This is a genomic window from Streptomyces sp. NRRL S-31, from assembly GCF_000718775.1.
Classification (GTDB): Bacteria; Actinomycetota; Actinomycetes; order Streptomycetales; family Streptomycetaceae; genus Streptomyces.
On the sequence record NZ_JOCB01000079.1, the window covers coordinates 1 to 21,496 of the forward strand.

General features: G+C 72.6%; 19 protein-coding genes and 2 pseudogenes. 12 read left to right on the plus strand and 9 right to left on the minus strand.

All coding sequences use genetic code 11. The annotated features are described in order from the left end of the window. From IF37_RS45025 to IF37_RS0127460, 3 genes and pseudogenes are all read left to right on the plus strand, one after another. Positions 1–185: pseudogene (locus IF37_RS45025) on the plus strand (transposase); the annotation flags it as partial. A 4-nt stretch (positions 186–189) separates the two neighbouring features. Continuing rightward, positions 190–888, plus strand: a pseudogene (locus IF37_RS0127455) (XRE family transcriptional regulator); the annotation flags it as partial. Positions 889–890: 2 nt separating this feature from the next. Then, positions 891–1,361 carry an NUDIX domain-containing protein gene (locus IF37_RS0127460; protein WP_030748038.1) on the plus strand — a complete coding sequence of 157 codons (471 nt, stop codon included), beginning with the start codon at positions 891–893 and terminating at the stop codon, positions 1,359–1,361. A 426-nt stretch (positions 1,362–1,787) separates the two neighbouring features. Here the strand turns inward: IF37_RS0127460 and IF37_RS0127465 are convergent, their stop codons facing one another. Both IF37_RS0127465 and IF37_RS0127470 read right to left on the minus strand, forming a co-directional pair. Beyond that, a complete protein-coding gene (locus tag IF37_RS0127465; RefSeq protein ID WP_030748041.1) occupies positions 1,788–2,465 on the minus strand; it encodes a GAP family protein in 678 nt (225 codons plus the stop codon). A 296-nt stretch (positions 2,466–2,761) separates the two neighbouring features. After that, positions 2,762–3,253 (minus strand): MarR family winged helix-turn-helix transcriptional regulator, encoded by a 492-nt coding sequence (locus tag IF37_RS0127470; RefSeq protein ID WP_030748044.1) that lies wholly within the window; start codon positions 3,251–3,253, stop codon positions 2,762–2,764. A gap of 80 nt (positions 3,254–3,333) precedes the next feature. Here IF37_RS0127470 and IF37_RS0127475 point away from each other — a divergent pair, with 80 nt between their 5' ends. The 8 genes from IF37_RS0127475 to IF37_RS0127510 all read left to right on the plus strand — a co-directional run bounded on the left by IF37_RS0127475 (position 3,334) and on the right by IF37_RS0127510 (position 13,415). Then, positions 3,334–3,711: an HGxxPAAW family protein gene (locus tag IF37_RS0127475; protein WP_030748047.1), complete on the plus strand. Its 378-nt coding sequence runs from the start codon at positions 3,334–3,336 to the stop codon at positions 3,709–3,711. A gap of 119 nt (positions 3,712–3,830) precedes the next feature. Further along, entirely contained in the window at positions 3,831–4,706 is an 876-nt protein-coding gene (locus IF37_RS0127480; RefSeq protein WP_030748049.1) for a DUF2797 domain-containing protein, read from the plus strand. Positions 4,707–4,905: 199 nt separating this feature from the next. Next, a complete protein-coding gene (locus tag IF37_RS0127485; protein WP_037857144.1) occupies positions 4,906–5,646 on the plus strand; it encodes a response regulator transcription factor in 741 nt (246 codons plus the stop codon). Continuing rightward, positions 5,643–7,319, plus strand: coding sequence for a HAMP domain-containing sensor histidine kinase (locus IF37_RS0127490; protein WP_030748055.1), 1,677 nt, complete (start codon positions 5,643–5,645; stop codon positions 7,317–7,319). The genes IF37_RS0127485 and IF37_RS0127490 overlap by 4 nt, the downstream gene beginning before the upstream one ends. A 13-nt stretch (positions 7,320–7,332) precedes the next feature. Continuing rightward, the gene (locus tag IF37_RS0127495) at positions 7,333–8,874 is read left to right on the plus strand and encodes a bifunctional glycosyltransferase family 2/GtrA family protein (protein ID WP_030748058.1); all 1,542 of its coding nucleotides are present in this window, start codon (positions 7,333–7,335) and stop codon (positions 8,872–8,874) included. Then, positions 8,871–11,114: a glycosyltransferase family 39 protein gene (locus IF37_RS0127500; protein WP_030748061.1), complete on the plus strand. Its 2,244-nt coding sequence runs from the start codon at positions 8,871–8,873 to the stop codon at positions 11,112–11,114. The genes IF37_RS0127495 and IF37_RS0127500 overlap by 4 nt, the downstream gene beginning before the upstream one ends. 111 nt (positions 11,115–11,225) lie before the next feature. Beyond that, on the plus strand, positions 11,226–12,611 hold the full coding sequence (locus IF37_RS0127505) for an MFS transporter (RefSeq protein ID WP_030748064.1): 1,386 nt from the start codon (positions 11,226–11,228) through the stop codon (positions 12,609–12,611). Positions 12,612–12,656: 45 nt separating this feature from the next. Continuing rightward, positions 12,657–13,415, plus strand: a complete 759-nt coding sequence (locus IF37_RS0127510; RefSeq protein WP_030748066.1) for a TetR/AcrR family transcriptional regulator — start codon at positions 12,657–12,659, stop codon at positions 13,413–13,415. 21 nt (positions 13,416–13,436) lie between these two features. On the opposite strand, the gene IF37_RS0127515 is transcribed toward IF37_RS0127510, so the two are convergent. The 4 genes from IF37_RS0127515 to IF37_RS0127530 form a co-directional block, all read right to left on the minus strand. Further along, positions 13,437–13,907 carry a PPOX class F420-dependent oxidoreductase gene (locus IF37_RS0127515; protein WP_030748068.1) on the minus strand — a complete coding sequence of 157 codons (471 nt, stop codon included), beginning with the start codon at positions 13,905–13,907 and terminating at the stop codon, positions 13,437–13,439. Positions 13,908–13,956: 49 nt separating this feature from the next. Next, complete coding sequence (locus tag IF37_RS0127520; RefSeq protein ID WP_030748070.1) at positions 13,957–14,778, minus strand: YceI family protein; 822 nt, start codon at positions 14,776–14,778, stop codon at positions 13,957–13,959. Positions 14,779–14,883: 105 nt separating this feature from the next. Beyond that, on the minus strand, positions 14,884–17,400 hold the full coding sequence (locus tag IF37_RS0127525) for an MFS transporter (protein ID WP_030748073.1): 2,517 nt from the start codon (positions 17,398–17,400) through the stop codon (positions 14,884–14,886). Positions 17,401–17,413: 13 nt separating this feature from the next. After that, positions 17,414–17,917: a MarR family winged helix-turn-helix transcriptional regulator gene (locus tag IF37_RS0127530; protein ID WP_030748076.1), complete on the minus strand. Its 504-nt coding sequence runs from the start codon at positions 17,915–17,917 to the stop codon at positions 17,414–17,416. 216 nt (positions 17,918–18,133) lie between these two features. Here IF37_RS0127530 and IF37_RS0127535 point away from each other — a divergent pair, with 216 nt between their 5' ends. Further along, positions 18,134–18,334, plus strand: coding sequence for a hypothetical protein (locus IF37_RS0127535; protein WP_030748079.1), 201 nt, complete (start codon positions 18,134–18,136; stop codon positions 18,332–18,334). Positions 18,335–18,356: 22 nt separating this feature from the next. Here IF37_RS0127535 and IF37_RS0127540 read toward each other — a convergent pair whose 3' ends face one another. The 3 genes from IF37_RS0127540 to IF37_RS0127550 form a co-directional block, all read right to left on the minus strand. Further along, positions 18,357–19,148 carry a hypothetical protein gene (locus tag IF37_RS0127540; protein WP_052845392.1) on the minus strand — a complete coding sequence of 264 codons (792 nt, stop codon included), beginning with the start codon at positions 19,146–19,148 and terminating at the stop codon, positions 18,357–18,359. Positions 19,149–19,186: 38 nt separating this feature from the next. Beyond that, complete coding sequence (locus IF37_RS0127545; RefSeq protein ID WP_030748086.1) at positions 19,187–20,128, minus strand: RNA polymerase sigma factor SigF; 942 nt, start codon at positions 20,126–20,128, stop codon at positions 19,187–19,189. A 484-nt stretch (positions 20,129–20,612) separates the two neighbouring features. Further along, positions 20,613–21,449, minus strand: a complete 837-nt coding sequence (locus IF37_RS0127550) for an RNA polymerase sigma factor SigF (RefSeq protein WP_030748091.1) — start codon at positions 21,447–21,449, stop codon at positions 20,613–20,615. Positions 21,450–21,496: the final 47 nt, after the last annotated feature.

The following is a 21,496-nucleotide window of genomic DNA, read 5'->3' on the forward strand; positions in this document are numbered from 1 at the left end:
GCCGCGGCACCGGACACGGCTCCGGCCTGGGCACCCAACGCTGGGTCGTGGAACGCGCCTTCGCCCACCTGCACTGGTTCCGCCGCCTGCGGATCCGCTAGGAGATCCGCGACGACATCCACGAAGGCTTCCTCACCCTGGCATGCGCACTCATCTGCTGGAGACGCCTGAAGTCATTGCGATAGGAGTTCTTACGCCGCCCTTGCGGACAAGGTCGAAGTCGACCCCAAGTCCGTTGAACGATGGGTCAATCTGGGGCGTACGCCGCGCCGTGCCACGGCCATGCTGGCAGCGGAAATGCTAGGGGAAGACGTGCACGCTCTATGGCCCGCGCTCCGGCAGGCACGCCCTGCCCGCGCTGTCAGTCCGGAACTTGTGGCTCTCTACGACCAGCGGGCGGACATCCCCGTGTCCACCTTCGTGGAGATGCTGACGCAGGCGTGCGAGCACATCGACGTGCTGGTGTACGCCGCCGTCTTCCTGCACGAGGCGTACCCGCGGCTCAACGACTTGTTGCGAGAGCGAGCGGACGACGGGTGTGCGGTCCGTATCGCGATCGGCGACCCGGACAGTACGAATGTCCAACAGCGCGGCGCTGAGGAGAGGTTCGGCCACGGGATCGAGTCCCGTTGCCGACTTGCCCTCATGCACTACCGCCCGCTTGCCGGGGTACCTGGCATCGAGGTTCGAACCCATGCCACCACGCTCTACAACTCGATCTATCGTGCGGATGACCAGGCACTGGTCAATGCCCATGTCTGGGGCGTGAACGCCTACGGTGCTCCCGTGTGGCATCTCCGGCGCAGCGGGAAGGGCGGCATGTTCGACACCTACGCCAGCAGCTTCGACGCGGTGTGGGAAACCGCGACGCCGGTTCGAGAAGGGTGACCATGGCACGGACCGAGTACTACGACGACCCAGCGGCACCGGAGCCGAACAGCCTGGTGGTCGCAGCGTCCGCCGTGGTCACCGACGACGAAGGGCGCGTTCTCCTTCAGCGTCGACGAGACAACGATCTCTGGGCGCTGCCAGGTGGCGGCATGGAGATGACCGACTCACTCCCGGGAACGGCCGTCCGCGAGGTGAAGGAAGAAACCGGACTGGACGTAGAGATCACCGGGCTCGTGGGCACGTACACCGACCCTCGCCACGTCATCGCCTACTCGGACGGTGAGGTGCGCAGGCAGTTCAACGTCTGCTTCACCGCCCGCGTGGTCGGGGGCCGGCTCGCGATCTCGGACGAGTCCACGGAGCTGGCGTTCGTCCATCCGGATGAGATTGATCAACTGCCGATGCACCACACGCAGCGGCTCCGGATCCGTCACTTCTTGGAGCACCGTGAGCGGCCATATCTCGGCTGATCGAACCTGGGACACCCGCTTTAAGGAATCATGCGTGGCATGGGCGGCGGCTGGGCTGGAGCCGGGTGGAGACATGAGCGCAGGGCCGACCGAGGTGCCGCGCGTGGTGAGCGAAGCGAGCCGCCTTGACCCTGTAGAGCAAGTTGGTAACTCTCACCTGGCTGGACGTGAGCCGTGCGTACGGTACGAGCCGGTGCCACCGGTAGTCCTGACGGCAACCCTGACGGCAACCACGGCACACAGAGGCCGTTGATCACGGCCATCAGCGATCAGCCGGGAGGAAGGCGGAGCCTCCTCCGGCCAGCCTGCCCGATCCTACGGATCAGAAGGTTGCAGGTTCGAATCCTGCCGAGTGCACATGAAACAGGGGCCCCGGAGAGATCCGGGGCCTCTGGCGTTTCCCGGTGGAGTGGGCGCGGCCCGGCTTCAGGAGGCGAGGACGGAGATTCCGTCGCCGAGCAGTTTCAGGCCGAGGACGAAGAACAGGACCGCCATCACGGCGACATTGTGCTCGGCCGCCCAGTCCTTCCAGTCGCCGAGCGTGGACCTCGCCCGCTCCCCGCCCAGCAGGAGGACGCCCAGCGGGGCGAGCAGGCCCAGTGAGGCGATCACGACGAAGATCGCCAGGGAGCCGATCTGCCGGCCGACCGGCAGTCCGGCCGAGCCGATCGCTGCGCCCGCGGCGATGGTGAGCGGGGCGTTCTTGGCGTTGAGGGCGGCCAGCGCCGTGCCCAGCCCGAAGACCTTGAGGGGGCTGAGGCGGTCGATCGCGTCCATCCACTTCGGCAGCCGCGCCTGCGCGGGGTCCCTGGGCCGCCGGTGCCACTGGCGGGCGCCGAACAGGACGAGGAACAGGCCGAGGGCGAGCTTGAGGGCGCCCACCCAGGTGGCGGGGTGCTTGTGGGCGGAGGCGCCGGCGGGGGAGGCGATCGCCAGCATCGCCGCCCCCGGCACCGCGAGTCCCACGATCCAACCGACGCTGAAGAGCACTCCGTTGAGCCGTCCCCGGGGTGTGGCCAGGATGAGGATGACCGCGATGATCGGCAGCGGGCTGACCGCGACACCGGCCGCGAACCCCAGTACGTCACCGAGAACTTTCTCCATGGTCGACTCCAGGTGGTGGGCAGCCGGCGGGAGGGGGCGGGGTCAGTGCGGGGCGAGGCGCATTCCCGGGGTTTCCCGGGGTCCGCGGGAAGTCCCGGTCCGGACGCGGGGCGGCCGGGGGGTGGCGCTCGGACGGCGCTCCGACGGCTCCCGGCGGGTCCTGACGGCGCTCCGACGGCTCCCGGCGGGTCCTCGCACGGACCCGGGCGGGAGGCGATGCCGCACCCCGCGGATTCCATGCTGCTACGTCCGTGCCGATCTGTCCTCGGGAACCCTCCGGGGCGCCCGGGGTCCGCTCAGCAGTCCTCGTCCGGGTCGTTCCGGTTCAGCTTCTCCAGGTATTCGTGGGCCAGCGCCGTGGCGCGGGTGAACCAGTCGGTGACGACCGCCAGTTCGTCCGGCGCGTAGTCGGAGAAGAGGGCCGTCAGCCGCTTGTAGTGGCCCGCGTACACCGCCTCGACGCGGGTGACGGCTTCCGGTACGGCGGCCACGCGCACCCGGCGGCGGTCCGCCGGGTCCGGGCGGCGGGTGACGTAGCCGGCGCGTTCCAGGCGGTTGAGGATGCCGGTCACGGCGCCCGTGGTGACGTGGACGCGGGCGGCGAGGTCCCCCGCCGTCAGCAGGTCGTCACCGGCCTCCAGGACGAAGCCGAAGCAGGTCAGGTCGGTGTCGGTGAGTCCGAGCCGGCGGGCCAGCTCCTGCTGTCCGATGAGGTGGGCGGCGATGAGGTGGTCCATCGCCGACAGGGCCTGGGCCGGGGTGGCGGGACGGCGCGGCGTGCCGTGCATCTTCCGGGATTCCTTAGTGTGTGAGATATTCGGCGTCTGAATTGCTTGGCTCGTGAGGGAATGGCTTCGGGGGAGGCTCCATGAGTCTGTACGACGAGGGTCACACGGTCGCCGGCTGGACCGGCGCGGGCATCGCCACCGCGGGGAGCGCGGTGCTGGGTCTGGGGGTGTGCCGGGCCTCCCTGCCGGTGGTCGTCGCCGGGCTGGCCGTCGTGGCGGCGAGCGTCCTGGTGACCTGGCTGCTGCACCTGGCCGGCTGGGGCAAGCCGCCCGGGGTGCGGCCGCGGGGGCAGTGGGGGATGCGGTCCCGCGACCCGCAGGCCGGGCAGGGGCACCCCGGGTGCGTGAGCTGCCGGCTGGCCGGGCGGGGGCGGCGGGCCGGAGTGCCGGCGCCGGCGGACACGGTCCCGCTCTCCCCCGTCCCCGTGGAGTCGGTCCCGTCCTCCCCCGCCGAGTGACCGTGCGCCCGTGACGGTCACGGGTTGGCGCACCGCGCCCGCCCTGTCTCCTGCCGCCGTTGCCGCCGTTGCCGCCGTTCCCGGTCCGCTGTCGGACCCACCGCCTACGCTCGCGGGTGATGGCACAGGTGTGGAAGTGCGCGGGGCTGCGCTGGACGGCCGGCGGTCCGGAGCTGGTCTGGGACGGCGGGCGGCGCAGTGCGCTGCCCTGGGGCAAGCGCGTCGCCTTCGCGGTGCCGGCGGGGGCCGTGCGGCGGTGCGTGGGGGCGCGGGGGCACGCCTGTCCGCTGCGGGCCGCGGTGCCGGGGCGGAGCACGGGGGCCCGGTGCGAGGAGTGCGCCCGGCTGGACCGGGCGCACTCCGTCGCCGCCGACACGATCGCGGACGACCCGCGGCCGTACCGGGTGTACCTGGCGTGGTTCGGGCCGGGGCTGGTGAAGGTCGGCATCACCGCCGTGGCACGGGGGCCGGCCCGGCTGCTCGAGCAGGGCGCCGTCTGCTTCAGCTGGCTCGGCACCGGACCGCTGATGGCCGCGCGGCGCACCGAGGAACTGCTGCGGGCCGCGCTGCGGGTCCCGGACCGCGTTCCGTACGCCGAGAAGCGGACGGTGCGGGCCGGGCTGCCGGGGTCGGAGGACGAGCGGGCGGCCGAGGTGCGCGAGGTGCACGCGCGGGCCGTGCTGCTCGAGGGGTGGCCCGAGTCGTTGACCCGCGAGCCGTGCCGGCCGGTCGATCACGCCGGGCGGTTCGGGCTCTCTGGGGCACCGGCCGCCGTCGGTGACGTCGTCGCCCTCGTCCCGGGCGGCGCCGTGCGCGGTGAGCTGGTCGCCGCCGCCGGACCCGATCTGCACCTGGCGGCCGGCGGGCGCGGGGTCGTCGTCCTGGACACGCGGCTGATGACCGGGTGGCCGCTGACGCCGCCGCCCTCGTCGGCGGCCGACAGCCTGACCTTTCCCGTACGGGAGTTCAGGGGGGAGCAGGACGGGCTCTTCTGAGGGGGCGGGCGGACGGCGTCCCGGCCGCGACACCTCACCGTTCCGGTCCCGTTCTTCAACACCGCGCCGGACCGGGCCCGTTCACCCCTCGGCCTTCCACCGATGTCCGGGGACCGCCCGGGAGACGCCCGTGGGTTTCTCAGAGAAATCACAGACTTCGGAAAGCGTCTTCTCAGAGGGCCCCGCCAGGGTGTCCACCATGACCACGACCTCGCCCCAGGGGCGCACCGAACTGCTGAGGCCGGACGGGAGCCCCGTCCGCGTGCTGGTGGTGGACGACGAGCTGTCGATCACCGAACTGCTGAGCATGGCTCTGCGGTACGAGGGCTGGCAGATCAGGAGCGCGGGGGACGGGCAGGGGGCCGTACAGGCGGCCCGCGAGTTCCGGCCCGACGCCGTCGTGCTCGACATGATGCTGCCGGACATGGACGGCCTGGCCGTGCTCGGGCGGCTCCGGCGCGAACTGCCGGACGTGCCGGTCCTCTTCCTCACCGCCAAGGACGCGGTGGAGGACCGGATCGCCGGCCTCACCGCGGGCGGCGACGACTACGTCACCAAGCCGTTCAGCCTGGAGGAGGTCGTCGCCCGGCTGCGCGGACTCATCCGCAGGTCCGGGGCGGCCGACCGGCGGTCGGAGTCGGTGCTCGTCGTGGGGGACCTGACCCTGGACGAGGACAGCCACGAGGTGACGCGGGGCGGGGATTCCATCCACCTCACCGCCACCGAGTTCGAGCTGCTGCGCTTCCTCATGCGCAACCCGCGGCGGGTGCTGAGCAAGGCCCAGATCCTGGACCGCGTGTGGTCCTACGACTTCGGCGGCCAGGCCAACGTCGTGGAGCTGTACATCTCTTACCTGCGGCGGAAGATCGACGCCGGCCGCGAGCCCATGATCCACACCCGGCGCGGCGCCGGTTACCTGATCAAGCCCGCCGTGTCATGAGCGGACGACGACGGCCGCGTCCGCCGCGGCGCCGGGCCGGCACCCCCGGCCGGGCGAAGCGGAGAGCGGTGCGGGGCCGGCCCCGCACCCTGCGGACCCGGCTCGTCGTCGCGTCCGTGACGCTGATCGCGGTGGTGTGCGCGGTGATCGGCACCGTGACCACGCTCGCGCTGCGGATCCATCTGTACGACCAGCTCGACGACAAGGTCGGCGAGATCGCCATGCGGGCGGCGAGCGGCGGGCGGCTCCCGAGCCCCGGCGGTTCGGTGCCCGGCGACCCGGCCGTGCCCGACGCCACCGGTACGGCGAGCGAGCGGCTCGACCTGCTGCTCACCACCGGCCCGACGCAGCGCGCCACGGTCGCGGCGTACACGCGGAACGGGTCGATCGCCGGCGCGGCCCGGGCCGTACAGCTCAACGACAGCTACAACCGGTTCCGCAGGATGGACACCGTCGCCCTCACCGCGGCGCAGCGGCGGGCCCTCGCCCGGGTACCGAAGGACGGCCGGGCGCACACCGCCGGGCTGCCCGGCCTCGGGGACTACCGCGTCCGGTACCGGCAGAGTCCGGACCGCGCCGACGCCTACTACGTGGCCCTGCCCACCAAGGACGTCGACGGCACCGTGGAGACCCTCGTCCTCGTCGAGGTCTGTGTCACCGTCGCCGGGCTGCTCGCCGCCCTGCTCGCCGGCACCGTCATCGTCGGCGTCGCCACCCGCCCGCTGCGCAGGGTCGCCACCACCGCCACCCGCGTCTCCGAACTCCCCCTGCACACCGGCGAGGTGAACCTCAGCGAACGGGTCCCGGAGTCGGAGTGCGACCCGCACACCGAGGTCGGCCAGGTAGGAGCCGCGCTCAACCGCATGCTCGACCACGTCCACGGCGCCCTGCACGCCCGGCAGCGCAGCGAGACGCGGGTACGGCAGTTCGTGGCCGACGCCAGCCATGAGCTGCGGACGCCGCTCGCCTCCATCCGCGGGTACGCGGAGCTGACCCGGCGCGGGCGGGAACAGGTCGGGCCCGACACCCGGCACGCCCTCGGACGGATCGAGTCCGAGGCCGGGCGGATGACGCTCCTGGTCGAGGACCTGTTGCTGCTCGCCCGGCTCGACGCCGGGCGCCCGCTCCAGATCGGGCACACCGACCTGGTCCCGCTGGTCGTCGACACGGTCAGCGACTCCCGCGCGGCGGGCATGGACCACAACTGGCGGCTCGACCTGCCCGACGAACCGGCCCCGGTCCCGGCGGACGCGGCCCGGATCCAGCAGGTGCTGGTCAATCTGCTGGGCAACGCCCGCAAGCACACCCCGCCCGGTACGACCGTCACCGCGCGCGTGCGGCGGCACGGGCCATGGATGTGCGTCGACGTCGAGGACGACGGACCGGGCATCCCGGCAGAGCTGCTGCCGCACGTCTTCGAGCGGTTCGCCCGCGGGGACTCCGCACGGTCCCGCGCCACCGGGTCCACGGGGCTCGGGCTCGCCATCGTGCAGGCCGTGGCCGCCGCGCACGGCGGCGCCGTGACCGTGGACAGCGCACCCGGCCGCACCGTGTTCACCGTGCACCTGCCCGCGCTCACCCCGGCCGTCCCGCGGCCGGCGCCCGGTCCGGACCGGCCGTCGCACTCACAGCCGCGGCACAGCACCACCACATGGGCACGACAGGGCGGTTGAGCAGAGTCGGTGCATGCGAACCGACTCTTCTCCCGGCACCCTGCCGGCGCGGGAGCACCTCCCGGCCGCGGACGCCGGTACGCCTGTGCTGGACGTAGTGATCCCCGTCTACAACGAGGAGAAGGACCTCCAGCCGTGCGTCCGCAGACTGCACGAGCACCTCACGCGCACCTTCCCGTACGCGTTCCGCATCACCGTCGCGGACAACGCCTCCACGGACACCACTCCGCTGGTGGCGGCGCGGCTGGAGGCGGAGATCCCCGAGGTGGCCTGCTTCCGCCTGGAGCAGAAGGGGCGGGGCCGGGCCCTGCGCACCGTGTGGTCGGCGTCGGACGCACCGGTCCTCGCCTACATGGACGTCGACCTGTCCACCGACCTCAACGCCCTGCTGCCGCTGGTGGCACCGCTGATCTCAGGCCACTCCGACCTGGCGATCGGCTCCCGGCTGGCCCGCGCCTCCCGGGTCGTCCGCGGCCCCAAGCGGGAGTTCATCAGCCGGGCGTACAACCTGATCCTGCGCGGTTCGCTCCAGGCCCGCTTCTCGGACGCGCAGTGCGGGTTCAAGGCGATCCGGCGGGACGTGGCACAGGTGCTGCTGCCGCTGGTGGAGGACACCGGCTGGTTCTTCGACACCGAGATGCTGGTGCTCGCCGAGCGGGCGGGTCTCAGGATCCACGAGGTGCCGGTCGACTGGGTCGACGACCCCGACTCCACCGTGCACATCGTGCGGACGGCCACCGACGACCTCAAGGGCGTGTGGCGCGTCGGCAGGGCCCTGACCACCGGTTCGCTGCCGCTGGACCGGTTGGCCCGGCCCTTCGGCGACGACCCGCGCGACCGCGAACTGACCGGCGTGCCGGGGGGCCTGGCCCGCCAGCTGGTCGGCTTCCTCGTGGTCGGCGGCCTGTCCACCCTCTTCTATCTGCTGCTGTACAGCGCCTTCCGGCAGTTCACCGGCTCCCAGGAGGCCAACGCGCCGGCGCTGCTGGTCTCCGCCGTGGCCAACACGGCCGCGAACCGCCGGCTCACCTTCGGGGTGCGCGGCCGGGGCGGCGCGATCCGGCACCAGGCGCAGGGGCTGGTCGTCTTCGGCATCGGCCTCGTCCTGACCAGCGGCTCGCTCGCCGCCCTGGACGCGGCCTCCGACAGCCCGGCGCACTCCACCGAACTGGCGGTGCTCGTCGCCGCCAACCTCGCGGCCACCGTGCTGCGCTTCCTGCTCTTCCGCGCCTGGGTCTTCCCGGACCGCGCGGAGTCCGCCCCGCTCACGGGGGTCGCCGCGCCCACGGCCCCCGGGGCGCCCACGGCCCCCGGGGCGCCCACGGCGGTCGCCGCGCCCGCGCCGCCGGGGCCGGGCCACGGCACGCCGGTCCCGTACGCACCGCTGCCGCGGCGCCGGCAGCCGGACCAGCGGACATACCGGCGGCCGTACGAGCAGCCGTATCCGACCACCCAGGTCCGCGCCGACGAGGCCGCGGACGACAGCCGGAGGGAGACGACCGTGCGCTCGCAGCCGGCGTGCCCTCACGACATCGAGCCGGGGGACCCCCGATGACCACGCAGTACGACCCGTCGGCCGCCCGGCAGGGCGGTGCCGCCGACTGGGGACCGCCGTCCACCACGCCGCCGCCCACCGCACCGCCCACCGCACCGCCGCGGGCGTCCGGGGCGGACGAACCGGAGCGGTCCTTCGCGCACAGGCTGTGGCGCGGCCGGCCCGGGGACCCCCACTGGGCGCGCCCCGCCCTCCTCGGCCTGCTGGCCGCCACCCTCCTGCTCTACCTCTACGGCCTCAGCGCCTCCGGCTACGCCAACTCCTTCTACTCGGCGGCCGTCCAGGCGGGCAGCACGTCCTGGAAGGCGTTCTTCTTCGGCTCGCTGGACGCGGGCAACGCCATCACCGTCGACAAGCCCCCGGCCTCGCTATGGCCGATGGCGCTGTCGGTACGGGTGTTCGGCCTGAACTCGTGGGCGATCCTGGCGCCCGAGGTGCTGATGGGCGTGGCGACCGTCGCCGTCGTCCACGCGGCCGTGCGCCGCCGGTTCGGCCCCGCGGCCGGTCTGATCGCGGGCGCGGTGCTCGCGCTGACCCCGGTCGCGGCGCTGATGTTCCGGTTCAACAACCCGGACGCCCTGCTGGCCCTGCTGATGTCGGTGGCCTGCTACCTCGTCGTCCGGGCGGTGGAGGACGGCCGTACCAAGTGGCTGGTGTGGGCCGGGACGGCGATCGGCTTCGCGTTCCTCGCCAAGACGCTCCAGGCGTTCCTGATCCTGCCGGCGCTGGCGGCCGTGTACGCGGTGTGCGCGCCGGTGCCGGTGCGCCGGCGCTGCGCCCAGCTGGCCGCGGCCACGCTCGCGCTCGTCGTCTCGGGCGGCTGGTGGGTGGCGGTGGTCGAACTCTGGCCGGCCTCCTCCCGCCCGTACATCGGTGGTTCGCAGAACAACAGCTTCCTGGAGCTGACCTTCGGCTACAACGGCCTCGGCCGTCTCAACGGCGAGGAGACCGGCAGCGTCGGCGGCGGTGGCGGGGCGGGCGGCACGGGCATGTGGGGCGAGACCGGCTGGGACCGGATGTTCAACTCCGAGATCGGCGGCCAGATCTCCTGGCTGCTGCCCTCCGCGCTGCTCCTCCTCGTCGCCGGGCTGGTCGCCACCGGGAAGCGGCGGCGGACGTCCGTCACCCGCGCCTCGTTCCTGGTCTGGGGCGGCTCGCTGCTGATGACGATGGCCGTCTTCAGCTTCATGGCGGGGATCTTCCACCAGTACTACACCGTGGCCCTCGCCCCCTACCTCGCGGCCGTGACCGGCATGGGCGCCAGCCTGCTGTGGGAGAGGCGCCGGGAGACCTGGGCGTCGATCACGCTCGCCGCATCGGTGGTCGCGGCGGCGGCCTGGGGGTACGTCCTGCTCGACCGGACCCCCGACTACCTGCCCCCGCTGAGGTGGCTGGTGCTCATCGGCGGGCTGGTCGCCGCGTTCGGGCTGGTCTTCGCGGGCCGGATCCCGCGCCGGCTCGCCCTCGGGGCGGCGGCGGTGGGCCTGGTGGCCGCGCTGGCCGGACCGACGGCGTACACCTTGAGCACGGTGCGGGAGGGGCACACCGGCTCCATCGTCACGGCGGGTCCGGCGGGCGCGAGCGTGATGGGCGGCCGGGGCGGTCCTCCCGGCGGCGGTGACGGCGGCCCGCAAGGCGGCTTCGGCGGCGGCCTGCCCGGCGGACAGGGCCGGCGCAACCAGCAGGGTCAGCAGGGTCTGCCGGGCAACGGCTTCCCGGGCGCGGGCGGCTTCGGCGGCGGGCAGCCCGGCGGGCAGAGTCGGCAGGGACAACAGGGCCAGCCGGGACAACAGGGACAACCCCAGGGTCTCCCCGGTGGCGGACCGACGGGCGAGGGCGGCATGGGCGGTGCCCCTGGTGCCGGCGGTGGCGGCGGCCTGCTGAACGGCGCGACCGTGTCGGCCGAGGCCGAGGAGCTGCTGGAGAAGAACGCCTCGCGGTACACCTGGGTGGCCGCCTCCGTCGGCTCCCAGAACGCGGCTGGCTACCAGCTCGCCACGGGCGACCCGGTGATGGCGATCGGCGGCTTCAACGGCACCGACCCGTCCCCGACCCTGGCCCGGTTCAAGAAGTACGTCGAGGAGGGCCGGATCCACTACTTCATCGCCGGAGGCGGCATGGGCGGTGGCATGGGCGGCGGCAGCGGCACCGCCTCGCAGATCAGCTCGTGGGTGCAGAGCACCTTCACGAAGGTGACGGCCGGCTCGGCGACCTTCTACGACCTCACGCGGAAGAAGTAGCGGAAGAAGCAGGAGCAGGAAGGCAGGGGAAGCCGGGGGAAGGAGCAGCGCCGGCCGGCTGACCGGAAACTCCGTTGTACACCGTAAGGCGACCGCCTTACGGTGTACAACATGTCCGCTTCCCAAGGTCATCCCCAGCGCTGGCTGATCCTCGGCGTCATCTGTCTCGCGCAGCTCACCGTGCTGCTGGACAACACCGTCCTGAACGTGGCCATCCCCTCGCTCACCCGCGAGCTGCACGCCACCACCTCCGACATCCAGTGGATGATCAACGCCTACTCACTGGTGCAGTCCGGCCTGCTGCTCACCGCGGGCAGCGCCGCCGACCGCTACGGCCGCAAGAAGCTGCTGATGGCCGGACTCGCCCTGTTCGGCGCCGGCTCCCTGGTGGCCGGACTCGCCGACTCCACCGGCCGGCTGATCGCCGCGCGGGCCGGGATGGGCATCGGCGGCGCCCTGCTGATGACCACCACGCTGGCCGTGGCGATGCAGATCTTCGCGCCGAAGGAGCAGCCGAAGGCGATCGGCATCTGGAGCGCGGTCAACGCGCTGGGCTTCGCCGGCGGTCCGCTGATCGGCGGCTTCGTGCTCGACCACTTCTGGTGGGGCGCCATCTTCCTGATCAACATCCCGGTCGCGGCGCTCGCCCTGGCCGCGGTGGTGGTCCTCGTACCCGAGTCCAGGAACCCGCGCGGCGACCGCCCGGACCTGCTCGGCGCGCTGCTGTCCACCATCGGCATGGCCACGCTCGTCTACGCGATCATCTCCGGCCCCGGCCAGGGCTGGACATCGCCGTCCGTGCTCGCGACGACGGCCGTCGCGGTGCTGGCGCTGGGCGCCTTCGCCTGGTGGGAGAGCAGGGTGGACGAGCCGATGCTCGACCTCCACTTCTTCCGGGACCGGCGGTTCACCGGAGCGGTCGCCGGGGCCGTGCTCATCGTGTTCGGCATGGGCGGCGCGCTCTTCCTGCTGACGCAGCACCTCCAGTTCGTGCTCGGGTACGGACCGCTGGAGGCGGGGCTGCGGACCGCTCCGCTGGCGCTGACGGTGGTGGTGCTCAACTTCAGCGGGCTGTCGGCGAAGTGGGCGGTGCGGCTGGGCACCCCGGCGTCGATCGCGCTGGGCATGGTGTGCATGGCGGCGGGCCTGGTGTCCATCGCGGAGGTGGACGGCGGGGGCTATCCGGGGACGCTGCTCGGACTGCTGCTGATCGGCGTGGGGTGCGCGGTGGCGAACCCGGCGATGGCGCACGCCATCATGAGTGCCATCCCGCCGGAGAAGGCCGGGGTCGGGGCCGGGATCAACGGAACGTTGGCCGAGTTCGGGAACGGTCTTGGTGTCGCCGTCCTCGGTGCCGTGCTCAGCTCTTCGGTGGCGTCCGGGGAGTCGTTGGCCGACGGTCTGGGCACCGGTCAGTTGGTGGGTGCCGTCGCCGTGCTGCTCGGGGGGTTCGTCGCGGCGGGACTCCTGCGGCGGGCGGAGCGGGTGCCCGCGTAGGGACCCTGGCATCGTTGGTGATCCGAGGACGAGGAAGGTGCGCCGGTGACGAAGGCGGCAGGTCGGTCGGCGCGGGACAGCGTGTGGGCGGAGGGCAGGGCCCGCCGCGGCGGACGCGGCGGCCAGCCCTCCGGGCTGGACCGGGAGCGGATCACCGAGGCGTCGGTGCGGCTGCTGGACGCGGAGGGACTCGCCAAGTTCTCCATGCGCCGACTGGCCGCCGAGCTGAACGTCACCGCGATGTCCCTGTACTGGTACGTCGAGACCAAGGACGACCTGCTGGAGCTGGCCCTCGACCGGACCTACGCCGAGCTGCGGCTGCCCGACCCGGAGAACACCGGCGAGGACTGGCGGGAGCAGCTGCGGGAGCTGGCCACCGCGTACCGGGGGCTGCTGGTCCGCCACCCGTGGCTGTCGCCGCTGGCCGGGCGCTACCTCAACATCGGCCCGAACGCGCTGGGCTTCTCCCGCGCGGTGCAGCGGGTCATCGGCCGGGCGGGGCTGCCCGTGCGCGGGGTGACCGGGGCGATCGCGGCCGTCTTCCAGTTCGTCTACGGCTTCGGCACGATCGAGGGCCACTTCCTCGCCCGCACCGCGGACACCGGGCTCAGCCCCGACGAGTACGTCGAGCAGGCGATGAGCATGGCGGACGAGGTGCCGGGGACCGCCGAGATCATGCGGGACTCCAAGGACCTGATGGCGGCCCGCGGCGGCGACACGGTGGCCGAGATGCTGGACCGGGACTTCGCTTTCGCCCTGGACCTCCTGATCGCAGGCATCGAGGCGATGGTCGCCCGCGGCTGACCGCCCGCGCCCGACCGCCGGCTACCGGCCGTCCGCCAGCCGTGCCGGGAAGCCGCCGGTGGCGACCGGACCCCAGCGTTCCGGTGTCACCCGGATGATCGACTTGCCCTGCTTGAGCATGGCGGCCCGGTACTCGTCCCAGTCGGGGTGCTCGCCGGCGATGTTGCGGTAGTACTCGACGAGCGGCTCCACGGAGTCGGGCGCGTCGATGATGTCGGCGGTGCCGTCGATCTGGACCCAGGGGCCGTTCCAGTCGTCGCTGAGGACGACCAGGCCGACCCGCGGGTCGCGCCGGGCGTTGCGGGTCTTCGCCCGCTCGGGATAGGTGGAGACGACGATCCGGCCCGCGTCGTCCACGCCGCAGGTCAGCGGCGACGCCTGCGGGGACCCGTCGCCCCGCCGGGTGATCAGCAGGGCGCGGTGCCGGGGCCGTACGAAGTCCAGCAGCTCGTCCAGCGATACGCGGGTGTTGGTAGCGATGTTCGGTGCCATGGGGGCAGCCTAGGGGGTTTCGGGTACCCCCGGGCCGACCCCGCCGTGCCTACGCCTGGGGGAGGGAGTCGCCCTGGACCGCCTGGATGTCCAGCTCCACCTTCAGCGTGGTGCCGATCGCGGCGATGCCCGCCTGGAGGACCTGGTTGTAGTTCATCGCGAAGTCCTCGCGGTGCAGCTCGGCCGTGGCCCGGAACGCGGCGCGGGTGCCGCCCCAGGGGTCCGCGCCGGTGCCGAGGTAGGACAGCGTCAGGTCCACCGGCCGTACGACCCCGTGCAGGGACAGCTCGCCGTGCACGGTCCAGCGGTCCGACCCCACGGCGGTCAGCCCCGTGGAGCGGAACGTGATCTCCGGGTGCCGCTCGACGTCGAGGAAGTCCGCGGAGCGCAGGTGCGTGTCGCGCATGCCGTTGCCGGTGTCGATGGAGGCCGCCCGGATCACCGCCTCCACCCGGGACTTGGTGACGTCGTCGGGCGCGATCTCGACCGTGCCCCCGAACTCCGTGAACCGGCCGTGCACGCTGGAGATCCCCAGGTGCTGGGCGACCGCGGCGACGGAGGAGTGCGCCGGGTCGATGGTCCAGGGACCGGGCGGCGGCAGCTCGGTGCCGCCCTGCCGGGCCAGCGTGATCGTGCCGACCTCGGCCCGGCCGCTGGCGGTGACGATCGCGCTGGACGCGGCGGGCGCGTAACCGACGGCGGTCACGATCACGGTGTACGCCCCCGGGGCCAGCTCGGTGGTGTCCCGTACGGCTCCCTCGGCGTCCGCCTCGGCGCGCAGCACCTGCGTGCCGGTCATGTCGGTCACCGTGACGACCGCGTGCGACACGGCCCACCCGTCCCGCGTGCGGATCTTCGCGGTCAGTCCCATCCCGTTTTCTCCCTGCAAAGGCTCAAAAATTGGTCGTATGAGACCGGCCCGCGGCGGGCGTGCCCTCCGTGGGAGGACGCGCGCCGCCACGGGCCGGGTCGTGGACTACTCGCCGGGGTGGGCGAGCTCGATGTCGTGGCCGTCGACCCCGGGGCCGGACACGGTCAGCGCGGTGGCCACCGGCGGGTAGCCGGTCGCGATGACGGTGTACTCGCCGCCGTCCAGGTCGGTGAAGGCGTACGCGCCGTCCGAACCGGTGGTGGCGGTGCCGACCACGTTGCCGGCCTGGTCGACCAGGGTGACCCGGGCGTCGGCCAGCGGGCCGTGCGGGGCCCGGACCACGCCCTGGAGCCGGGCGCCGGCGTCCAGGTCCACCTCGACGCGGGTGACGCCGGTGGCGCCGACCTCGACCGGCAGGGCGCGCGGCCGGAACCCGCTCGCGTTGACCGCGACGGTCACCGTGCCCGGCACCAGCTCGGTGAGGGCGAAGTCGCCCTGCTCGCCGGTGGTGGCGGTGGCCAGCAGGTCGCCGCGCACATCGGTGACGATGACCATCGCGTCCTTGACCGGCAGCGCGCTCCCGGCCGCCCGGACCACGCCGGTCAGCCCGCTGGTGCCGCTGAGCAGGATGTCGTACGCCAGCGGCTCCTCGCCCACCACGATGGTGGAGGCCTGCGGCTGGTAGCCGTCGGCGGAGGCGATCAGGACGTAGGACCCGGTGCCGGGGGCGCCGAGCGTGTAGGCACCGTCGGCCTGGGCGACCGAGCGGCCCAGCTGGCGGCCGGACAGCGAGATCAGGGTGACCGCGGCCTGCGGGACCGGGGCGCTCTCGGCGCCGCGGACGAAGCCGTGCACCGGGGTGCCGCCGGGGGTGCCGGACTCGGCGACCGTGGCGACGGCCGTCATCGGCAGGGTCTCGGTGGCGGTGCCGTCGGCCGCGGCGAGCGGGGCGGCGGCGACCGCGGCCGGAACCGGGGCCGGCGTGGTCTCGGCGGCGGCCGGGGCCTCGGCGGCGGCCGGGGACTCGGCCTCGGCGGACTGCGCGAGTCCGCCCTTGGTCCGCAGCGGGACCTCCTTGATGAACAGCGTGATCAGGAAGGCGACGGCGGCGAGGGCGCCGGCGATGTAGAAGACGTCGGCGATGCCGTGGCCGTAGGCGCTCTCCATCAGCGTCCGGATGGGCGCCGGGAGCTTGTCCATGTCCGGGATGCTGTCGGTCGAGCCCGAGCCGCCGGCCAGGGCGGCCTGGTACTTGGGGCTCAGCGCGGCGATGCCGTCCTGGACGTAGTGGGTGATCCGGCGGGACATCACGGCACCGAGCGCGGAGACGCCCATCGCACCACCGAGGGAGCGGAAGAAGGTGACCGTGGAGCTGGCCGAACCGAGGTCGGAGGGCGCCACCTGGTTCTGCGTGGCGAGCACCAGGTTCTGCATCATCATGCCGATGCCGAGACCCAGCAGGGCCATCCAGATGGCCATCTTCCAGTAGTCGGTGTCGTAGCGCAGGCTGCCGAGCATCATCAGCCCGGCCGTCACCAGCACGCCACCGCTGACCAGCCACGCCTTCCAGCGGCCGGTGCGGGTGATGAACTGACCCGACACGGTCGAGGAGACGAACAGACCGGCGATCATCGGGATGGTCAGCACGCCCGACATGGTCGGGGACTTGTCCCGGGCCAGCTGGAAGTACTGGCTGAAGAACACGGTGCCGGAGAACATCGCGACACCGACGAACAGCGAGGCCAGCGAGGCCAGCGTGATCGTGCGGTTCTTGAACAGGCGCAGCGGGATGATCGGCTCGCTCGCCTTGGCCTCGACGAGCACGAACAGCGCGCCGAGGACGACCGAACCGCCGACCATCGCGAAGGTCTGCCAGGACAGCCAGTCGTACTTGTCACCGGCGAAGGTGACCCAGATCAGCAGCAGGGAGACGGCGGCGGAGATGAGGCTCGCGCCGCCCCAGTCGACCTTGACCTCGCGCTTGACCACGGGCAGGTGCAGGGTCTTCTGGAGGACGATCAGCGCGATGACCGCGAAGGGCACGCCGACGTAGAAGCACCAGCGCCAGCCCAGCCAGGAGGTGTCGGTGATGACGCCGCCGAGCAGCGGGCCGCCGACGGTGGCGACGGCGAAGGTGGCGCCGAGGTAGCCGGAGTAACGGCCGCGCTCACGCGGGGAGATCATCGCCGCCATGACGATCTGCGCCAGGGCGGACAGACCGCCGACGCCGATGCCCTGCACCACTCGGCACGCGATCAGCATGGCCGGGTTCTGCGACAGGCCGGCCGCCATCGAGGCGACCACGTAGATGATCAGGGCTATCTGGACGAGAGCCTTCTTGCTGTACAGGTCGGCGAGCTTGCCCCACAGGGGAGTGGCCGCGGTCATCGACAGCAGGGCGGCGGTGACCACCCAGGTGTAGGCGGACTGGCCGCCGCCCAGGTCTCCGATGATCTTCGGCAGTGCGTTGGAGACGATCGTGGACGACAGGATCGCCACGAACATGCCGAGCAGCAGCCCGGACAGGGCCTCCATGATCTGCCGGTGCGTCATCGGGGTCTGGTCGGTGCCTCCCCCGTGCTTGGCGTGAGCCCGCACACCGGCTGGTGTGGTCGTTGCCATGGGCTTCCTTTACTTACGTGCTTGCGGGTGTACGGGTGGTCTCATCGAATACGGGAGCGGTGGCGGAGGTGTGCCGGGGCGGCACGGACCGGCAGTCGCCGAACGACTCCCGCAGGCGGCTCATCAGCCGGATCAGCTGGCCGACCTCCTCGTCGGTCCAGTCCGCCAGCCGCTCGGCGAACAGGTGCGTGATCCGCCGGCCCAGCTCGTCGAGTTCCGACAGGCCCTCGGGCGTCAGGCTCAGGATGCGCGAGCGCTTGTCCGCCGGGTCCGGCAGCCGCTCGATCCAGCCGCGCGCGGCGACGTGCGCGACGTGCCGGCTGGTCACCGACATGTCGACGGCGAGCAGCTCGGCGAGCTTGCTCATGCGCATGTCGCCGTGGCGGCCGAGCAGGGTCAGCACAGCAGCCGAGCCGGCCGGACACTCCGGCGGCATGATCCGCGACATGTCCCGTTTCACGGCTCCGACGGCACTGAGCTGACGCGCCAGCTCTTCGAACTGCGCCCGCTCGGCCATCACACCTCCCGTATTCGTTGCTTGGGGCAACCATAGGACTGCTTGGTTGCTGAAGGCAAACAAACAGGAGGTCGACGGCGCAAAAACTTGGCAAAGGCAAGTATTGCTGACGTAAACGTGCTGGTCGGAGCGGGCGCTCCGGCCCGTCAGCACCGGGCGGAGTCCGCGAGGCCCCCGCTTGGGCCGACCGGCGCCTCTTCGCTAAGGTCTCGGGGCATGGCTAACACCCAGGGCCCCCAGGGCAATTACGACCCCGCCGGCAGTACCCAGATGTTCCGCGCGTTCGTCGACGAGGCCCCCCAGGGCCGGCAGCAGCAGGCGGCCCCCTCCTCCTCCGGCCCCCGGGTCGGTCTGATCGTCGGCGTCATCGTGGTGCTCGCCGTGGTGGCCGGCGTCGCCTGGCTGGCGCTGAAGTAGGGACCGCCTGCCCCTGAGGGGGTCACTTCCAGGCGACGGAGACGTCCCGCGTCTCGATGTGCATGCCGAGCGGCACCCGCCAGGCCTCGACGCACACCGTCCACGTGGGGCTGCTGCGCGCGCCCGGCGCCGGCGGCACCGGCAGCCGAGCGGTCGACTCGACCGTCGCCCAGTCGACGCCGAGCGCGCCGATCACATGCGTCCCGAACGTCACCTCGCCCGAACGCACCGCCGTGCCGCCGGAGTTGCGGAAGGCGACGGTCACCTCCTGGCACCGGCGCCGGTCGGTGTCCGCGGTCCTCGGGTCACCCCAGGAGAGGTCCGCGGGTGCGGCGGGCGCCGTACGGCCGGGTTCCGGGGCGGACGGGGTGGCCGACGGTGTCGTACGGCCGCCCCGGCCGCCGTCCGGCTCCGGCGGGCCGGATCGCCGGCCGGGCCCGGCCGGGGTGCCCTGGGCCGTCGGCGACGGCGTCGGACCCGGGGTGGCGGAGGTGTCTTCACCGGCCGGCCTCGCGGGAGCGGTGCTGCGGGAGCCGTCGGGACCGTCCTGACGCGCCGTGGGGCCGGTCCGCCGCGGGCCGGTGCCGCGCCGCGCGGCTCCGTCCAGCGGTACCAGCGTCACCGGCTCCGACGGGGCCACGGCCGTCGGGCCGGCCCGGCCCGCGCCGACCGCGGTGTGGCCGCCGTCCGGACCGTCGGCCGCGCACGCGGCCGGCACTCCGCCCAGACAGGCGACGGCCGCCGACGCGACCATCACGGCGCCTCGGCGGCCACGCGTTCCCGTCGTCGTGACGACCATCCCGGTACGCAGCATCCGGTCATGGTGACTGAGGGGTCGTCAGAAGAGAAGACTCAGTCGGAGATGAGCCCGTCGCGCAGCTGGGCCAGGGTGCGGGTCAGCAGCCGGGAGACGTGCATCTGGGAGATGCCGACCTCCTCGCCGATCTGCGACTGGGTCATGTTGGCGAAGAAGCGCAGCATGATGATCCGGCGTTCCCGCGGCGGGAGCTTGGCCAGCAGGGGCTTGAGGGACTCGCGGTACTCCACGCCCTCCAGGGCCGTGTCCTCGTAGCCGAGCCGGTCGGCCAGGGAGCCCTCGCCGCCGTCGTCCTCGGGGGCCGGCGAGTCGAGCGAGGAGGCGGTGTAGGCGTTGCCGACCGCGAGGCCGTCGACCACGTCCTCCTCGGAGACGCCGAGCACCGCGGCCAGCTCCGTTACGGTCGGGGAGCGGTCCAGCTTCTGGGACAGCTCGTCGCTGGCCTTGGTGAGGGCCAGGCGCAGCTCCTGGAGCCGCCGCGGCACCCGCACCGACCAGGAGGTGTCGCGGAAGAACCGCTTGATCTCGCCCACGACCGTCGGCATCGCGAACGTCGGGAACTCCACGCCCCGTTCGCAGTCGAACCGGTCGATCGCCTTGATCAGGCCGATGGTGCCGACCTGGACGATGTCCTCCATCGGCTCGTTGCGGGAGCGGAAGCGCGCCGCCGCGTACCGGACCAGCGGGAGGTTCAGCTCGATCAGGGTGTCCCGGACGTAGGCCCGCTCGGGGCTGTCCGCGTCCAGCGCGGCCAGGCGCAGGAACAGCGACCGGGACAGGGTACGGGTGTCGAGGTTCGCCGTGACCTGCGGGGCAGGAAGGGCTTCGGCGGACGGTTCGACGGCCTGGGACGGCACGGCGTCGAGAGCCGGGACGGCCTCGAAGCCGTCGAGGACGTCGAGAGCGTCGAACTCCTTGGGCGCTGCCTCGCTCAGCGTGGGCGTCAGCACCTTCGAGCTGCCCTGGTCTGCGGACATGCCACCCCCTTTGGGTCGCGGGACGGTCGCGGCGGCGCCGTCGTCGAGCAACGCAGCCTTCACCTGAATACCGGAGCCGGAGCCCCGGCAAACGCGCTTCCCGCAGAATGTCACATGTCGGCAACGCGCTGTACCGACATGTCGACACGCAAGAGGCGAATCGGCCCTGCAAGGGCGGGGCCTGACGGTCCCTCGGGCCCTGAACACCGGCATCGGCCCTGGTGAGCGATTCGCTCGCGACGGTGATCGCTCGCTCGGGTTTGCGAAGCAGCGCCGTTCGGGGTGTGCTTCCGTGCGCCCGCTGTGCATCGGGTGAACGCCCGCCGTGCTCCGGCCCGTATCCGCCGGTGCCGCCGGTGTCCCCGGGCCGTCCCCGGGCCGTCCCCGGGCCGTCCCCGGGTCGTCCCCGGGCCGCCCGCAGGCCGTCCCCGGATCGCTCCCGGGCCGCCCCCGGACCGTCCTCGGGCCGTCCGGCGGTCGTGGCTCAGGCGTCGATCCGGTTCGCCGAGCGCAGTCGCTGGAAGCTGCGCGCGAGCAGCCGTGAGACGTGCATCTGGGAGACGCCCAGTTCCGCGCTGATCTGGGACTGGGTGAGGTTGCTGTAGTAGCGGAGCAGGAGGATGCGCTGCTCCCGCTCGGGGAGCTGGACGAGGAGGTGGCGGACCAGGTCGCGGTGTTCCACGCCGTCCAGCGCCGGGTCCTCGTAGCCGATCCGGTCCAGCAGCCCGGGCAGCCCGTCGCCTTCCTGGGCGGCCTCCAGCGAGGTGGCGTGGTAGGAGCGCCCCGCCTCGATGCAGCTGAGCACCTCCTCCTCGCTGATCCGCAGCCGCTCGGCGATCTCGGCGGTGGTCGGCGAGCGGCCGTAGAGCGTGGTCAGGTCCTCGGTGGCGCTGTTGACCTGCACCCACAGCTCGTGGAGCCGGCGCGGGACGTGGACGGTGCGGACGTTGTCCCGGAAGTAGCGCTTGATCTCGCCGACCACGGTGGGCATCGCGAAGGTCGGGAACTGCACCCCCCGGTCCGGGTCGAACCGGTCGATGGCGTTGATCAGGCCGATGGTGCCGACCTGGATGACGTCCTCCATCGGCTCGTTGCGGGAGCGGAAGCGGGCGGCGGCGTAGCGCACGAGCGGGAGGTTCGCCTCGATCAGCGCGCCCCGCACCCGGTTGTGCTCCGGAGTGCCCGGGGTGAGCTGCTTCAGCTCGGAGAAGAGCACCTGGGTCAGGGCGCGGGTGTCCGCGCCGCGCCGCTTCTCGGGGGCCGACGGGGTCGGGGCTGCCGCCTCGTCCTGAGGCGGCGCAGTACTGGCCGACACGGTCAACGCCACCTCTTCGTCCGTCAATCATCCGTCAAAAGCGGTCATAGCAT

Coding starts and splice junctions, on each gene's coding strand:
- IF37_RS0127460 (WP_030748038.1), top strand. CDS start 891: ATGGCACGGACCGAGTACTACGACGACCCAGCGGCACCGGAGCCGAAC.
- IF37_RS0127465 (WP_030748041.1), bottom strand. CDS start 2,465: ATGGAGAAAGTTCTCGGTGACGTACTGGGGTTCGCGGCCGGTGTCGCG.
- IF37_RS0127470 (WP_030748044.1), bottom strand. CDS start 3,253: ATGCACGGCACGCCGCGCCGTCCCGCCACCCCGGCCCAGGCCCTGTCG.
- IF37_RS0127475 (WP_030748047.1), top strand. CDS start 3,334: ATGAGTCTGTACGACGAGGGTCACACGGTCGCCGGCTGGACCGGCGCG.
- IF37_RS0127480 (WP_030748049.1), top strand. CDS start 3,831: ATGGCACAGGTGTGGAAGTGCGCGGGGCTGCGCTGGACGGCCGGCGGT.
- IF37_RS0127485 (WP_037857144.1), top strand. CDS start 4,906: ATGACCACGACCTCGCCCCAGGGGCGCACCGAACTGCTGAGGCCGGAC.
- IF37_RS0127490 (WP_030748055.1), top strand. CDS start 5,643: ATGAGCGGACGACGACGGCCGCGTCCGCCGCGGCGCCGGGCCGGCACC.
- IF37_RS0127495 (WP_030748058.1), top strand. CDS start 7,333: ATGCGAACCGACTCTTCTCCCGGCACCCTGCCGGCGCGGGAGCACCTC.
- IF37_RS0127500 (WP_030748061.1), top strand. CDS start 8,871: ATGACCACGCAGTACGACCCGTCGGCCGCCCGGCAGGGCGGTGCCGCC.
- IF37_RS0127505 (WP_030748064.1), top strand. CDS start 11,226: ATGTCCGCTTCCCAAGGTCATCCCCAGCGCTGGCTGATCCTCGGCGTC.
- IF37_RS0127515 (WP_030748068.1), bottom strand. CDS start 13,907: ATGGCACCGAACATCGCTACCAACACCCGCGTATCGCTGGACGAGCTG.
- IF37_RS0127520 (WP_030748070.1), bottom strand. CDS start 14,778: ATGGGACTGACCGCGAAGATCCGCACGCGGGACGGGTGGGCCGTGTCG.
- IF37_RS0127525 (WP_030748073.1), bottom strand. CDS start 17,400: ATGGCAACGACCACACCAGCCGGTGTGCGGGCTCACGCCAAGCACGGG.
- IF37_RS0127530 (WP_030748076.1), bottom strand. CDS start 17,917: ATGGCCGAGCGGGCGCAGTTCGAAGAGCTGGCGCGTCAGCTCAGTGCC.
- IF37_RS0127535 (WP_030748079.1), top strand. CDS start 18,134: ATGGCTAACACCCAGGGCCCCCAGGGCAATTACGACCCCGCCGGCAGT.
- IF37_RS0127540 (WP_052845392.1), bottom strand. CDS start 19,148: ATGCTGCGTACCGGGATGGTCGTCACGACGACGGGAACGCGTGGCCGC.
- IF37_RS0127545 (WP_030748086.1), bottom strand. CDS start 20,128: ATGTCCGCAGACCAGGGCAGCTCGAAGGTGCTGACGCCCACGCTGAGC.